Raw genomic sequence first — 16,030 nt, forward strand, 5'->3', positions numbered from 1 at the left:
TTCCAACAAACTACTACAAAAAACTTCAGTATGAACTTTATTGTAACATCAATACTTTTCAATTTAAGATACATTTCTGTTACAGTTCTGTTACAGACAAAGAAAGTATTACCCTTATAATAGTTATAAAACAAGAATTTTTTCTTTTCTTAAATAACTGTAAAATGCCAAAGTTATTTCATTTGTATTGCAAATAACTCAAAGAGACAAAACACTTTTATTCGGGCATGCAAATTGCATAAAAAATCCTTTCTGTCTCACAGAAAGGATTTTTTATTCTTATTTCTTTTCAGCAAGCCATGATGCTACTTTTTCTGCATCTTCACCTTGAAGCAACCCGCCCGGCATGCTGCCTCGTCCTTTGGAAATAATGCCGCTAATTTCATCCTGGGAATATTTTTGGCCTACATGCTGCAAGGAAGGACCAACTCTTCCTGCCAAATCACTTCCATGACAGCTTGAACAGCTTTGTTGAAAAATTTTTTCTGCGGTACCGCCGTTGGCAGTTTGATTTGTTTCAGAAGGGGTTTCTTCAGATTTTCCGCAAGCTGCCATTGTTAGTGCCAAGGCAGCTCCCATCAAACTTACCAATATTTTTTTTCTCATTCATGCTTCCCCCAATCTTTAGGCTCATATCCTCAATTCTTATTATAGTACGCACATCATAAATTTACGCATGTTTAAACCCTTCACCTAGAACCTCCGAAGCATCCATTACGACAACAAATGCTGATGGGTCAATACTTTTTACCAGTTGTTTCAATTTTGTGAACTCTGTTTGATCCACTACACACATTAAAACAGGCTTTTCATCCGCAGTGAATCCCCCGGTTCCCGGAAGCTTTGTTACCCCGCGATCGATTTGTTCCAAAATACCTTTGCGGACTTCCTCTTCCTTAGTAGTAATAATCATGGTCATTTTAGAGCGGCTTAAACCAACTTGAATTAAATCAATAGTTTTGCTTGTCACGTATAAGGCAATCAATGCATACATCCCGCTTTCCAAATCAAACACAAGAGCTGCGGAAAGAACAATAAGCCCGTCAATGATAACCACACACATTCCTAACGTAAGGCCGGTATATTTATGAACGATTTGTGCCGCTAAATCTGTCCCGCCTGTAGAGCCTTTACCGCGAAATACAATACCAAGCCCCAGTCCGACACCGATTCCTCCAAATAGTGAACCGAGCAACGGATTCGTCGTCGCTGGATCTAAATCTTTTGACAAAAATACAACAAAGGGAAGAAAAATCGTCCCAACCAACGTTTTCGCACCGAATTGTTTTCCTAACAAGATTACACCTGCAATAAATAATGGAATGTTAAAAGCCCATTGCACATAAGCAGGCTCCCATCCTAACAGTGAATACAAAATAGTACTGATCCCGCTGACGCCCCCAGATGCCACTTTGTTTGGAAGCAAACACAAATTGAATGCCAAGGCTATAATAGCAGATCCAATTACAATATTTAAATATTCTAAAACCATTTTCAAACCCTGATTGTCTGTTCGTGCTGTATGTTTATTTCCTTTCATAACTTCCTCCAGAAACGCAATTTTCTCCTCATCGTTCCAATGAGCAAAAACAATGCTACTTTTAATTAAAAATGATTCTTTCAAGCTGTCTTTCTGAAATTGCGGCTCTTACTTCTTAATTTCGTACTTTTTACCGCAATTATGTATGATGTTAAGATGAAATTGTACTTTTCACACAGAAAGAGAGAAGTTGTACACAACTTCTCTTGAGATCACAGCCATTCCTCGCTTTATCCCCATACACTTTTGTGTATATCCTTCTTTTTTCCTCAAAAAAAGCCAACCATGTTGTTGGCCTTTTTTTGATTCTTTGATTATAAAATACGTGAGCGTAAGTAAGCATCAATAAAGGAGTCAATTTCTCCATCCATCACTGCTTGCACATTGCCGACCTCTGTATTTGTACGATGATCTTTAACAAGAGAATATGGATGGAACACGTAGGAACGAATCTGACTTCCCCAGCCAATCTCTTTTTGCTCTCCGCGAATTTCATTCAGCTCTGCCTGCTGTTCTTCCAATTTCTTTTGATACAATTTTGCTTTCAGCATTTTCATCGCTTTTTCACGGTTTTTAATTTGCGAGCGTTCCGATTGACATGTCACGACTGTATTGGTCGGGATATGTGTGATGCGCACTGCAGAGTCCGTCGTATTAACGTGCTGACCGCCCGCGCCGCTTGAACGATACGTATCCACCTTTAAATCTTCTGTACGGATGTCAATTTCGATGTCATCATTAAATTCCGGCATCACTTCACAAGATACAAACGAAGTATGACGGCGTCCTGAAGAATCAAAAGGAGAAATACGAACAAGACGATGCACTCCTTTTTCTGCCTTCAAATAACCATAAGCATTATGTCCTTTAATTAATAATGACACACTTTTAATGCCTGCTTCATCGCCTGGCAGGTAATCAAGAGTTTCTACTTTGAAGCCTTTTTTCTCTGCCCATCTTGTATACATACGCAGAAGCATGGAGCCCCAATCTTGTGATTCTGTGCCGCCTGCACCCGGATGCAATTCTAAAATAGCACTATTAGCATCATATGGATCACTGAGCAAAAGCTGCAGCTCAAATTCATTCATTTGCTTTGTCAGCTCTTTTACCTCTGATTCCAGCTCTTTCTTTAAGTCTTCATCGTATTCTTCTTTTACAAGCTCGTAAGTGACATCCAAATTTTCATATATATCATTCAGTTCTGTAAATTGCCCCACCATTTCCTTCATCGCATTTGCTTCATTAATTACAGTTTGAGCCGCTCGTTGATCATCCCAAAACGTTGGCCCCATCATAATTTCTTCTAATTCAGCAATTCGATTTTGCTTGCCAGCGAGGTCAAAGAGACCCCCTAAAGTCCGCTAATCGCTTAGCCATTTTTTCTAGTTCTTGCTTAATTTCTACCATTTCCATTATGTTCACCTCTACATGATATTGTATCCTGTAAAACGACAAGAATCCAATTCTTTACACAATGCAAACTCCCTCTGGTACCAGAGAGAGTTTTGCATTGCTTCATTTGTTTTATCTGCCTTGTCTCTCCTGTTCCAGCACAGGTTCATGACGGTACAGCATGCTTTTAACAAGTATTCCTTATTTTCCAATTCCACAGCAATTTTTATATTTCTTGCCGCTGCCGCACGTACAAAGCTCATTACGGCCGACTTCTTCGTTTTTCACAACAGGCTTGCGTTTAGCAGGTCCATCTCCTTCTTTCGGTTGAACCGCCTCACCTTTCGCCACTTCTTGACGCTCTAAATTCTGCTCTATCTGCGCTTTCATAACATAACGCGCTACCTCTTCCTCAATAGAAGCGATCATTTCTTCAAACATCGCAAAGCCTTCCATTTGATATTCACGCAGCGGATCAATTTGACCGTACGCACGCAAATGTATACCTTCACGTAAGTGATCCATAGCATCAATATGATCCATCCACTTCGTATCCACAACACGAAGCACAACAACCTTCTCAAATTCACGCATTTGCTCGTACGGAAGGATTGCTTCTTTTTCGTCATAACGAGCTTTTACTTGTTTGTAAATAAGCTCTATCATTTCTTCAGGATCCAAGCGGCGAAGCTCTTCTTCCGTCACATCTCCTTCTTCTAGAAGAGTTGCATTCAAATACTCCACAAGACCTTGGATGTTCCAATCTTCCTCAAGCTCCTCTTGCGGCGTATGAGCTGCCACAATACGTCCGATTGTAGAATGAATCATACCTTCGACAATACCGCGTAAGTTTTCATCTTCTAATACCTCTTGACGTTGCTTGTACATTACTTCACGCTGCTGACGAAGCACATCATCATATTGCAGTAATTGTTTACGAGCATCGAAGTTGTTTCCTTCAACACGTTTTTGTGCAGATTCAACCGCACGGGATACCATCTTACTTTCAATCGGCTGAGAATCATCCATACCCAGACGATCCATCATTGCTTTCATATTATCAGAGCCAAAGCGGCGCATAAGCTCATCTTCCATAGATAAATAAAACTGTGTTACCCCAGGGTCCCCCTGACGGCCGGAACGTCCGCGCAGCTGATTATCAATGCGTCGGCTTTCATGACGTTCTGTACCGATAACAGCAAGACCGCCAATTTCTCTTACACCTTCTCCGAGCTTAATATCCGTACCGCGGCCGGCCATATTAGTCGCGATTGTTACTGCGCCTTTTTGACCTGCATCAGCAATGATTTCCGCTTCACGCGCATGGTTTTTCGCATTCAGAACATTGTGTTTAACGCCTTTACGCAACAGCATATTAGAAATCAATTCAGACGTCTCAATAGCAACTGTACCGACTAGAACAGGCTGTCCCTTTTTATGACGCTCGACAATCTCTTCTACAACAGCCGCAAATTTGCCTTGCATGGATTTAAAAATCAAATCTGAACGATCATCACGTTGAATCGGTCTGTTTGTTGGAATGACAAGAACATTCATATTATAAATGTTGCGGAATTCTTCTTCTTCCGTTTTTGCTGTACCTGTCATACCAGAAAGCTTTTCGTACATACGGAAGTAGTTTTGGAACGTAATCGTCGCAAGCGTCATACTTTCATTTTGAATTTCTACGCCCTCTTTTGCTTCAATCGCTTGGTGAAGTCCTTCACTGTAGCGGCGTCCCTTCATTAAACGACCCGTGAATTGGTCAACAATCACGATTTCCTCGTCTTGTACTACATAATCAATATCACGCTGCATCGTTACATGTGCTTTTAAAGCTTGGTTAATATGGTGCAGCAGTGTTACATGCTTAAGATCAAATAAATTATCTACATGAAACGCCTTTTCTGCTTTATTCATTCCATCCTCTGTAAGAAGAACGCCTTTTGTTTTCACATCAAATGTAAAATCTACATCCTGACGCAGCGTGCGAATAAACGCATTAGCAAAACGATACAAATCTGTAGATTTTTGACCATTTCCAGAAATGATTAATGGCGTACGTGCTTCATCAATCAAGATAGAGTCCACCTCATCGATGATAGCAAAGTGCAACGGACGTTGGACCATTTGCTCTTTATACAACACCATATTATCACGTAAATAGTCAAATCCAAGCTCATTGTTTGTGCTGTACGTAATATCTGCCTCATATGCTACCTTCTTCTCTTCACGCGATAAACTGTTCAGGTTCAGCCCTACTGTCAAACCTAAGAACTCGTGCAGCTGTCCCATTTCATGAGCATCACGCTGTGCCAAGTATTCATTCACTGTAACAACATGAACGCCTTTACCTGTTAAAGCATTTAAATATACCGGTAATGTGGACGTTAATGTTTTTCCTTCCCCTGTCTTCATTTCTGAAATATTACCTTCATGCAGTGCAATGCCACCTACTAGCTGAACAGGATATGGGCGCATTCCAAGTACACGTGTCGCACCTTCGCGAACAACAGCAAAAGCTTCAGGCAATAAATCGTCTACTGTTTCGCCTTTTGCTAAACGCTCTTTAAATTCCTCTGTTTTAGCACGCAGCTGCTCATCCGTTAATTTTTCCATTTCTGGTCCGAGAGCTTCTATTTCTTCAACTTGCTTTTGCATACGGTTTAATTGACGTTGATTTGTATCAAATACCTTTTTAATCATACCCAGCATGTAAATAACGCTCCTCTTTTATGTGATATATGTGAAACGACTTGCAATAATCTCTCTGCTTAATTCTTTCTATTTATATATAAAAAATGTTCTTATGAATAATTTTAACACTTGCATGTGAATATGCCAACAATACTCAGCCTTTTATTGAGAATGTAACGAAAATACACGAAATTCAGACGAAAAAACGCGCAGTAAACAATCCTCTATGTTTATATTACCTTATTATACACCAATAAAAAACGCAGCCAATTGCGGCTGCGTTTTCTTTATTTTGTTTCAATTAAACCAAACTTCCCGTCCTTTCGAGAATATACAACGTTTGTTTCGCTTGTTGCAGAGTTTGTAAAAACGAAGAAGTTGTGGCCTAACATATTCATTTGTAAAATAGCTTCTTCTACGTCCATCGGTTTCAAATCGAAACTCTTTGTACGCACTAATTCTAAATCGTCTTCTTCTGCATCCTGCACACCAGCAGCAGGTTCTGGTGTGAGAAACATATTTTTGTAAGTGCCTTTTTCCCTCATTTTACGATTTACTTTTGTTTTATGCTTGCGGATTTGACGTTCTAACTTGTCCACCACAAGATCAATGGCAGCATACATATCATCGTGCGCTTCTTCCGCACGAAGCATTAAGTTAGGAAGCGGGACCGTTACCTCCACGCGTTGCTTGTCAGAGTATACCTTTAAGTTAACTTTAATTTCCGGGAATGTATCAAAGTATCGCTCTAATTTACTTAATTTTTTCTCTACATATTCTCCTAGAGCTGGAGTCACTTCAATGTTTTCACCACGAATGTTAAACTGCATGGATGAACTCCTCCTTTCAAGCTATGCATACTATTTCGACGCACATCTAAAAATTCCTTCTAAAAATCATGGTACAATTTATCAAATTTTACCATCGTTCGTCGAAAGTCAACTGCATCCTACACTAATAGTGTATCACAAATACAAGCTTGTAATCTAAAGGAATGGAAACATTTCATGAACTCGTAACAAACATGTAAAAAAGAACAATCTTCAATGGAAAAGGTATCTGTTATGCTATGATTCCCAAAAGGGTTATTAGAACGAGTGGACAAATACAAAAAAAGAAAAAGGATTCCGTACTCGTACCCAAACTATTTTTCACTTACTGCAAGTAGCACTCGAAAAGTCGGGTAGTTAACGCGGTTTATCCCCTGCCCTATCCGAACGGCGATTCATCCCCACCCTACCTCTTGGGCTACGCCCTTCACATTCCTTGAGGATGGGGCATTCTCACCTATTTTAGATAAAATGAAGCGTTCATCAGCTCAATCCAAAACTATACGACTTCTGTAAAAATCCTACACAGATACGGAATTCACTCTCTAAAAAGCGAAAAGCCCATTTCAAAAAATGGGCTTTTCTTTGCTTATACCTGTATGGAAAAGTAAACGAAGGCGTTTACTTCATTAATAACAACAAGTAATTAACGTTTTACTACGTTTGCTGCTTGTGGTCCGCGGTTTCCTTCTACGATTTCAAATTCAACCTCTTGACCTTCTTCAAGCGTTTTATATCCGTCTATTTGGATAGCAGAGAAATGTACAAACACATCATCTCCATCCTCGCGCTCGATAAATCCAAATCCTTTTTCTGCATTAAACCATTTCACTTTCCCTTGCATGTCTTCCATTCCCTCCAATCTAATCTTGCGGACAAACCGCCTACTCTTTTGACTATAAAGGAATAAATATGCTAAGTCAAAGCAGTATTGTCGCCTTTTTATCGGAAACTTCGACACGTCTGACGTATATCAATTTCATACAATCCCGTTTCTTCCAATACTTATCCTCTGCATAACGTCAAAGATGAAACGCTTCTTGCTCCCCCTTCTTTGAGCGCTTTCGCAGCTTGTCGAATGGTAGCTCCTGTTGTATAAATGTCATCGATAAGAACAATATTTTGATTCATAATAACCTGATGATTCGACACTTGAAATATCGTTTTCATTTGCATGCGTTCTAAACGCGATTTTTTACTTTGCTTTTCAGAATGCGTCCGTACCAACACTTCGATACATGGATGATCTATTTGTCCAGCAAGCAGCTGCGCTTGATTAAAGCCTCGTTCATATAAGCGCTCAGGACTCAACGGAATAGGGATAAGTAAAGACTTTGCTGTAAAAGAAGCTTGGAGACACCTGCGCATCCTCTCAGCAAATAGAGAAGCAATAGCCGCATCTCCTCTGAATTTAAACCTCTTCATTACTTCTTTCATCCAGTTATTATAGGTATAAACAGAACGATTCTTATCCAATACTCCTGCATATTCTGTATCTGTTTCCCAACGAACACAATCCAAGCAGTTCGTCTTACAAATATATTCCGGTGCAAGCTCTGAAAGAGGACGGCCGCATATAGCACAAAGCTCTCCTACGATAAATTGAAACTGCTGCTCACATTCCGAGCAAAGAGGCTGATTCAACAAACCTTCTAAAAACTGAAGCCATCCGAGCTGGTACTGAATAGAGGTATTGCAAAGCAGACAATACATCATACAATCCAGCCTTTTTCTTTCGCTTCCTTATTCATACGAATAATATGTTCTCTAGCCGCAGTCATGCCTTTAGTTTTTCCGTAATGAAAAAAAATAATTTCCCCAAATGGAGCCTGACTGCTCCTTCCCACTCTTCCAGCAATCTGTACAAGGGCACTTTCTGTAAAAATCTTATTCTCTGCCCCTAAAACAGCCACTTGCAAATTAGGCACCGTAACCCCACGCTCTAAAATTGTCGTAGTTACCAAGACAGGGATATCTCCGTTTCGGAAGCGGGCCACCTTCTCCTTTCGCAGTGGATCTTCAGCATGCACTCCTTCAATCCTGCTGTCTGTTCTTTTCAAAATGTCCACGACCTCCTTTATCGTCCTAATATGAGGTACAAACAAAAAGAGAGGTTTGTTCCCTGCATACTGTGCCACCCATCTCAGTACATTGTCGGGTATTTTACTTTTTCCTAGGTGGCGCTTCCAATTGCCGCACCAACAAAATATCGGAACGGGCAGCGGATATCGATGGAAGCGAGCGGGTATCTTTACAGCACGCCGCTTTCCTCGTTTTATTTCTCTCTTCCATTGCTCACTTGGAGTTGCAGTTAGATAAATAAGAGCAGCACATTCTTTACACGCTCCCGCAACAGCATATTGTAAGGATGAATCTGCAGAATACGGAAAAGCATCAACCTCATCTATAATCATCGTATCAAAAGTACGATAATAACGAAGCAACTGATGTGTAGTCGAAATGACCAGCTGCACATTGCTGTCCCGTTCCTTACTCCCTCCATACAATCCCGCAATATTAATAGAAGGAAATGCTTCTTTTATACGAGGTACAAGCTCCAGCACAACATCCGTCCTCGGAGTAGCAATGCACACTCGTTCACCTTTTGAAACAGCACAGGCTATCCCCTTAAACAAAACCTCGGTTTTCCCTGCACCGCAGACAGCCCATATTAAACACGATTGCTTTCGTAAAACTGCCTTAACTACTTCATCCGCTGCCCTTTGTTGTCCTTCTGATAACGTCCCCCTCCATACTAACGGGTCATGAACGGCTGGATAGGATACTGCTGGACCTATCCACCTCAGCAAAGGAGTACATTCACTCACACGCCCCATCATAATGCAGCTGCGGCAATAGGTGCAGGCAGCATGGCAGCGGGCGCAATCGTATGTGCAGAACAGGTGAGAACTCGTGTTTCCACAGCGTTTGCAGCAATATCCAGTATCAGTGCTATACACTCCTTTTTCATACATCACATAGCCATTTTCATAGTGCTGATGAATAGTTTCTAACGAGAAGGGTAGTTCGTCAAGAAGAAGCCGTTTACCATGAAGATAGGATTGAAGGGAAGAAGAAAAGAGAAAAGAAGCATTAAGCGAAAGAGAAGAGAGAGAAGAAAAAGACAGTTTTGATAACATGAGCGGATTCATTTGCAATCGTGCTTTATCACATAAAGCATCCGGTACGATTCTATTTCCTTGTTGATAAAACCTCATACATCACCCCCTTCGTCATGTTAACAAAAAGAAGGAGTAGTGTAAAAATCAAAAAAGCCGACAATCTACTATATAAAATAGTAAACTGCCGACTTGCATTTCTTAATTTTCACCTTATAATTCTTAAAATCTTCCGTATCCAATCCAACGGCTGGAATTATAATAGCTGCTTCTTACGCTAGAAATAGTAATACCTTGACTGCTGCTTGCATGAATCATTTTACCGTTTCCGATATAAATACCCATATGGGATGGACCTGGCTTATACGTATTTTTAAAGAATACTAGATCTCCCGGCTGGGGATTGCTAACCATCGTAGCCTGTCTTAAATAACCCGATACATCTGTTCTTGATTTTTTGAATACATAGGAAATAAATCCGCTGCAATCGAATGCGTTTGGACCAGCTGCACCAAATACATACGGTTTTCCTAAGAACTTCATTGCATAGTTTACAACGTTGCTGTTAGAAACAGGCGGTGCGATAACAGGCGGTTTTTCTGGTGTTGTAGTACCAGAACCTGACGTGTTTGAAGAAGTTTGTTCCTCTTCCTCATATGCATCTTGCAATGCTGCCGCTTCTCTTTCTAATTGACGTAATTGAGATTGAGTGCTCGACATTTCCATTACAATCTTATTTAGCTTTTCAGACATTTCATCTAACGCTTCACGTTTCTTTTGCTTATCATCCACTAGTTCAGTTTGTGTGTTTGTCAACTCTTTCTCATAAGCACGAAGCTCGGCTTGCTTTTGAAGAATCGCTTCCTTCTCAGTCTCTACTTGCTTTTGGTCTCTTTCTTGTGCTTCTAAAATCGTTGTATCGGACTCAAAAATTAAGCTTAGAGAATTGATACGTTCCATCAAATCTACTATACTCTTTGAATTTACAAGAACCTGTGTCACAATATTTACTCGCGGCTGATCTTGCATTGCTACAAGGCGCTGTTTAATTATGTATTCACGTTTTTGGATTTGTTCTTCTAACTGAGCGATTTTTTCAACCTTTTCATTAATAATGCGTTGAGTGTCTGTAATATTCTTCTTAGTTGCATCTAATTTCGCTTGGTTTTCTTTAATTTTAGTTTCCAAATCCTTAGTAGTTTTTTTAAGCTCTTTTATTTCTTTTTGCAATCTGTTGCGCTCTTCTTTTTGAGTTTGTAAAGTATTGTTAGTTTTATTTATTTGAACGTTGACGTTATTATTTTTTTCCGCATGTGCATTTGGTGTTAAAGCTGTAAACATCATAAATCCTGCTGCTAGAGCACAAGACATTATTTTAACTTTTTTCATCTCTTTTTACACCTACCCTTTCCCGTATTAATTTATATCATATTTTTGTAGAGTTTTAGCGAATGTTACGCATTTGTAAAACAAATGTAACAATATGACTGTTACTTTTTGAAAACATTTGTAAAAATAACGGGAAAAAGCACTGAAATCAACAAAAACAACAGACAAATCAACTTGTTAATATAAGAGAATATTACAAGGTGTTACATAAAAACAAAAAGTGTGACAAACCCTGTGCATCATATACACAAGGCTTGTCACACTTTATTTTGTACCATGAATGTGTAAGCTTTTACATCCAGGACTCTGCCCACTTTTGCACTTCTTGCATTACGGTTTCCAACGATTTACCTTTATCTGTTAATGTATACTCAATACGTACCGGAACTTCTGGATATACTGTCCGAATAACCACACTTTCACTTTCGAGCTCTTTTAAACGTTCTGACAGCATACGATCGCTCATATTAGGAATAATATCGGCAATCTCTCGAAATCGTTTCGGACCTACTAGCAACGATTGTATAATTAAGCCTGTCCACTTCTTACTGAGCAGCGTAAAAGCAGACTCAAATTTCGGACATAAAGATGTAGGGTATTCCATACTTCTCCCTCCTTATTTTCCATTATAATATAGTTTCTTATAAAAAGTAAGTAATATACATAATAAAGCAAAATTTCTATCCGCTAGACTCATCTTGTTTAACAAGCATTTCTGCCTTTGCACAAAACAAAAAGCCCTTTTGCAAAGGACTTTTTGAGAATAAATAAAAAAGTATAAGTGCAATATTACTTTTTATACCACCCTAATCCAATTGCTCCTTCACCCAGGTGCGTACCGATTACGGCACCAAAATAGCTTGTCGTAACATTTACGTTAGGGTATGTTTCTGAAAGATGCTTAACTATCTCAGTCGATTCTTCGTTTTCATTAGCATCAATGACGACTGCCTCCATCGGAAAACCTTGGCGTGCCTGTTCGTCAAAAATTTCAAAAATACGCTTGATAGCTTTTTTGCGGGTGCGAATTTTTTCAAATGGCACAATTTTTTTGTCTACAAAATGTAAAACAGGCTTCACCTGCAGCAAACTCCCAATGAGAGCCTGCGCACTGTTTAAACGTCCCCCGCGCTGAAGATGGGCTAAGTCATCCACAATAAAATACGCAGCCATAGATTGCTTCATGTCATCAAGACGAGCTAATATTTCTTCTGGCCCTTTTCCTTCTTGAGCCATCTTAGCTGCTTCCAATACATAAAACCCTTGTATTGCACAGCTCATCTCAGAGTCATATGCGTATACCTTTACTCCTTCAACCATTTCACCGGCAGAAACTGCTCCCTGATAAGTACCGCTAATTCCACTGGAAAGATGGATACTAATGATTGCATCAAATTCTTTTCCGAGACGTTCAAATAATTCGACAAACAAACCAATCGCAGGCTGAGATGTTTTCGGGAGCTCCTTTTGCTCCTTAACCTTAAGATAAAACTGCTCTGCGTTCAATTCAATTTCCTCTTGATAGGAGGCATCGCCAAAGACAACATTTAACGGAACCATATGTATGTCGAGACGTTCTCGAATTTCTTTTGGGATGTACGCTGTACTATCCGTAACAATTGCTGTTCTCATACGTTTTTTGTACCTTCCTTACCATAAATTAAAATCTCAGTGATTGTATTTATTCTACATGAAAATAACCTTAGTTGCATTAATGTCTCATTAAAAAAACGCAAAGATATTTTTACAAATTCCACTAATAATAATCATACTATTCCAACTGCTCCTGCATCCTTCTCTAAAAAGTATTCACTTATGATGGTGCTCTCACTCATTTTATACCTAGTTAGTTCTTCGGCTTAAAAATTGACATACTTTACTCAAACATTTTACGATTTCAGTAAATACTAACATCAATCTGTATATGCAATAAATAATAAAGAATTCATAAAAGTAAGGAGAGACCGGCAATTGCTTTCACAATACTATACTGTAAAAGAATATGGGGAACATGAAATCATAATACAAAAGTCCCGTTTCATCTGTTACATTAACAGAGCGACCTCTGAGGAAACGGCACAGGCTTTTATTCAAACTATAAAAAAGAAGCACTGGGATGCGGCTCATAATTGTTCCGCTTACATGATTGGAGAGCATAATCAAATTCAAAAAGCAAATGATGATGGAGAACCGAGCGGCACCGCAGGGGTTCCAATGCTTGAAGTATTGAAAAAAAAGGGACTAAAAGACACAGTAGTAGTCGTAACCCGTTATTTCGGGGGTATCAAGCTTGGAGCTGGCGGTCTCATTCGCGCATATGGAAAGAGTGTTAGCGAGGGGATTACTCATACAGGAGTCGTCGAGCGAAAGCTGATGCAAGTAATGAAAACTACGCTAGATTATACCTTACTTGGAAAAGTGGAGAATGAGCTTCGCCAGTCTCCTTATGTCCTAAACGAAATCCATTATCTTGAAGATGTTTCCTTTGATACATATGTCGAGGAAAATAAAAAGCAAGAGTTCCGGGATTGGATGATTGAACTGACAAGTGGTCGGTGTGAAATAACAGAAGGGGAGATACTATACTTGGAGCAAGATGTATCATAGCTCATTAAAGGAGGCGTTTTATGGATAGATCCCAATATATACAAGAGCGAAAACTAAAAAAGAAAAGAAGACGCCGTATTTTATTTACCGTTCTCCTCCTCCTTCTTATTGGAGGAGGATTCACCGTACACTATCTCTACAGCACTTATGCTTCCTTAGCCAAAACATATAATGATGCAAATTATGAAAAATCCAAATTACGTGAAGAGGATATTACAATTACAAAGCACCCCTTTTCTTTGTTAATAATGGGGATTGAAGATTACTCAACTGGAGGAACGAATGGACGTACAGATTCTCTGTTGTTCGCCACAGTAAATCCAGCAGATCAAACCGTTAAATTGATGAGCATTCCCCGTGACACTCGAGTAGTCATTGTCGGCAAAAATAAAAAAGATAAAATTAATCACGCTCATGCTTTTGGCGGAGAAAAGATGACTATTGAAACAGTGGAAAACTTCTTAAATGTACCTGTAGACTATTATGTGAAGGTGAATTTTGAAGGGTTCAAAGACATTGTTGATGCGGTGGATGGCATTACGGTAGATGTACCATTTGACTTTTGGGAACGCTCCGATGCGCCGGATGCTCATCATATTTATTTTAAAAAAGGCAATCAGCACTTGAATGGGGAAGAAGCACTCGCATATGTAAGAATGAGAAAGCGGGATCCGATGGGAGACTATGGACGTACTAAAAGACAAAGACAAGCTCTTGCCGCATTAATTGATAAACTCAATGACACATCCTCTGCTTTTAAAATAAAAGAAATGGCTGAAGTTATAGGGGACAATATACAAACAAACATTAAAATAAGTCAGGGAGTGGTGCTGGCTGCGAAATTCTCTAACTTTTCTTCCTCCAGCATACAAACCGTAACACTAAAAGGAGAAGATGCGCGCATTAATGGATTGTACTACTTTGTTCCAAACGCAGAGAGCTTGGAACAAACAAAAGAAGCTTTTTCGTCTCACTTACAATTACCTGATTCCACTGTTTCTCAAACGGATTCCTAAGATGAGGCATTCACATCAGAAAATGAGCAATAAAGTAAAGGTTCCATCAATAAGGGAGGCGCTTCCCTTGTTGATGGAAGCATCTTATGAATCCCTGTTTTCTTTGTAATCTCAGGGCGTTAAATACACCCTTTACATTCGCACCTCTATTACTTAGATTGAAATATACACAAAAGAGTCCACCCTGCTAGATGGACTCTTTTCAAATAACTGCCTAAAAAGGCGGTACATGCTGTACTTTGAGCAATTTTTTCTTATTTGGCTGCTTGAAAATACTCAATGATGGCTGATACGATACGTCCAGAAGCCTGACCGTCTCCATATGGATTGGAGGCTTTGGCCATTTCATCATGAGCCTGCTTATCTGATAACAGCTCATGTGCCATTGTAAAAATGGTTTCTTCTTCTGTTCCTGCTAATTTTAACGTACCAGCTTCAATACCCTCCGGCCGCTCTGTTGTATCACGCAACACGAGAACAGGAACTCCTAAGGAAGGAGCTTCCTCCTGTACACCGCCTGAATCTGTTAAAATCAAGTAAGATCTGGCTGCGAAATTATGAAAATCAATAACATCAAGAGGTTCAATCAAATGAATACGGGGATTATTCCCTAATATATCATCTGCAATCTCACGAACAACAGGGTTCATATGAACTGGATATACAACCTGAACATCCTCATGTGCTTCCACTAAGCGGCTGATAGCACGAAACATGTTACGCATCGGTTCTCCCAAATTTTCACGACGGTGCGCTGTTACTAATACAAGGCGATCAGTACCTATCTTCTCAAGTATAGGATGAGTGTATTCTTCCTTAACGGTCGTTTTCAATGCATCGATTGCAGTATTACCCGTAATGTAAATAAATTCCTCTTGCTTGTTTTCCTGCTGCAGATTTGTAGCCGATTTTGCCGTTGGAGCAAAATGAAGGTCTGCAATCACCCCTGTTAATTGACGATTCATCTCTTCTGGGTATGGAGAATATTTATTCCATGTACGTAAGCCTGCCTCAACATGACCGACAGGAATCTGATTATAAAAGGCAGCCAAGCTTGCAATGAAGGTTGTTGTCGTGTCTCCGTGAACGAGAACAATATGAGGCTTCGCTTCTTTCATTACCTGATCCAGTCCCTCAAGTCCCCTTGTTGTTACGTCAAGTAAAGTTTGACGATCTCTCATAATATTCAAGTCATAATCCGGTTGAATATGAAAAATATCAAGAACTTGATCAAGCATTTGACGATGTTGAGCTGTTACCGTAACAATAGATTCAATTTGCTCACTATGCTTCTGTAACTCCAGTACAAGAGGTGCCATCTTAATAGCTTCTGGCCGAGTTCCAAAAATGGTCATAACTTTAATACGATCTTTCATTGCTTTTCCTCTTTTCTTTACATTTAAGCACATTCATTTTTTACTTACGCTTTAAAGTGTG

At 39.6% G+C, this 16,030-nt stretch carries 14 protein-coding genes; 2 read left to right on the forward strand and 12 right to left on the reverse strand.

Going from position 1 to position 16,030, the window contains the following annotated elements:
• Positions 1 to 279 precede the first annotated feature (279 nt).
• The 11 genes from cccB to J7Q84_RS09630 form a co-directional block, all read right to left on the reverse strand.
• Complete coding sequence (gene cccB / locus J7Q84_RS09580) at positions 280 to 606, reverse strand: cytochrome c551 (protein WP_209094313.1); 327 nt, start codon at positions 604 to 606, stop codon at positions 280 to 282.
• Positions 607 to 670: 64 nt separating this feature from the next.
• Positions 671 to 1,540 carry a YitT family protein gene (locus J7Q84_RS09585; RefSeq protein WP_209094314.1) on the reverse strand — a complete coding sequence of 290 codons (870 nt, stop codon included), beginning with the start codon at positions 1,538 to 1,540 and terminating at the stop codon, positions 671 to 673.
• Between the two features lie 314 nt (positions 1,541 to 1,854).
• Positions 1,855 to 2,956 (reverse strand): peptide chain release factor 2 gene (gene prfB / locus J7Q84_RS09590; RefSeq protein WP_209094315.1). Its coding sequence is split into 2 segments (ribosomal slippage): positions 1,855 to 2,883 and positions 2,885 to 2,956, totalling 1,101 coding nucleotides; the frame shifts between segments, so codons are not numbered across the junction.
• A 180-nt stretch (positions 2,957 to 3,136) separates the two neighbouring features.
• Positions 3,137 to 5,650, reverse strand: a complete 2,514-nt coding sequence (gene secA, locus J7Q84_RS09595; RefSeq protein WP_209094316.1) for a preprotein translocase subunit SecA — start codon at positions 5,648 to 5,650, stop codon at positions 3,137 to 3,139.
• 269 nt (positions 5,651 to 5,919) lie between these two features.
• Positions 5,920 to 6,462: a ribosome hibernation-promoting factor, HPF/YfiA family gene (hpf, locus tag J7Q84_RS09600; RefSeq protein ID WP_209094317.1), complete on the reverse strand. Its 543-nt coding sequence runs from the start codon at positions 6,460 to 6,462 to the stop codon at positions 5,920 to 5,922.
• 646 nt (positions 6,463 to 7,108) lie between these two features.
• Positions 7,109 to 7,306: a cold-shock protein CspD gene (gene cspD, locus J7Q84_RS09605; protein WP_209094529.1), complete on the reverse strand. Its 198-nt coding sequence runs from the start codon at positions 7,304 to 7,306 to the stop codon at positions 7,109 to 7,111.
• Positions 7,307 to 7,467: 161 nt separating this feature from the next.
• Complete coding sequence (locus J7Q84_RS09610) at positions 7,468 to 8,178, reverse strand: ComF family protein (protein ID WP_209094318.1); 711 nt, start codon at positions 8,176 to 8,178, stop codon at positions 7,468 to 7,470.
• Positions 8,175 to 9,680 carry an ATP-dependent helicase ComFA gene (locus J7Q84_RS09615; RefSeq protein WP_209094319.1) on the reverse strand — a complete coding sequence of 502 codons (1,506 nt, stop codon included), beginning with the start codon at positions 9,678 to 9,680 and terminating at the stop codon, positions 8,175 to 8,177. Before J7Q84_RS09615 ends, J7Q84_RS09610 begins: the two co-directional genes overlap by 4 nt.
• Positions 9,681 to 9,803: 123 nt before the next feature.
• A complete protein-coding gene (locus tag J7Q84_RS09620; RefSeq protein WP_209094320.1) occupies positions 9,804 to 10,970 on the reverse strand; it encodes a C40 family peptidase in 1,167 nt (388 codons plus the stop codon).
• A 292-nt stretch (positions 10,971 to 11,262) separates the two neighbouring features.
• Positions 11,263 to 11,574, reverse strand: coding sequence for a winged helix-turn-helix transcriptional regulator (locus J7Q84_RS09625; protein ID WP_209094321.1), 312 nt, complete (start codon positions 11,572 to 11,574; stop codon positions 11,263 to 11,265).
• 185 nt (positions 11,575 to 11,759) lie between these two features.
• Positions 11,760 to 12,602, reverse strand: a complete 843-nt coding sequence (locus tag J7Q84_RS09630) for a DegV family protein (RefSeq protein ID WP_209094322.1) — start codon at positions 12,600 to 12,602, stop codon at positions 11,760 to 11,762.
• Positions 12,603 to 12,941: 339 nt separating this feature from the next.
• On the opposite strand from J7Q84_RS09630, the gene J7Q84_RS09635 reads away from it, so the two are divergent.
• Positions 12,942 to 13,577 (forward strand): YigZ family protein, encoded by a 636-nt coding sequence (locus J7Q84_RS09635; RefSeq protein ID WP_209094323.1) that lies wholly within the window; start codon positions 12,942 to 12,944, stop codon positions 13,575 to 13,577.
• Between the two features lie 20 nt (positions 13,578 to 13,597).
• Positions 13,598 to 14,593, forward strand: a complete 996-nt coding sequence (locus tag J7Q84_RS09640; protein WP_209094324.1) for an LCP family protein — start codon at positions 13,598 to 13,600, stop codon at positions 14,591 to 14,593.
• Between the two features lie 254 nt (positions 14,594 to 14,847).
• Here the strand turns inward: J7Q84_RS09640 and wecB are convergent, their stop codons facing one another.
• Positions 14,848 to 15,969 carry a non-hydrolyzing UDP-N-acetylglucosamine 2-epimerase gene (gene wecB / locus J7Q84_RS09645; RefSeq protein ID WP_209094325.1) on the reverse strand — a complete coding sequence of 374 codons (1,122 nt, stop codon included), beginning with the start codon at positions 15,967 to 15,969 and terminating at the stop codon, positions 14,848 to 14,850.
• Positions 15,970 to 16,030: the final 61 nt, after the last annotated feature.

The organism is Bacillus sp. 165 (genome assembly GCF_017742235.1).
Taxonomy (GTDB): Bacteria; Bacillota; Bacilli; order Bacillales; family Bacillaceae_G; genus JAGHKQ01.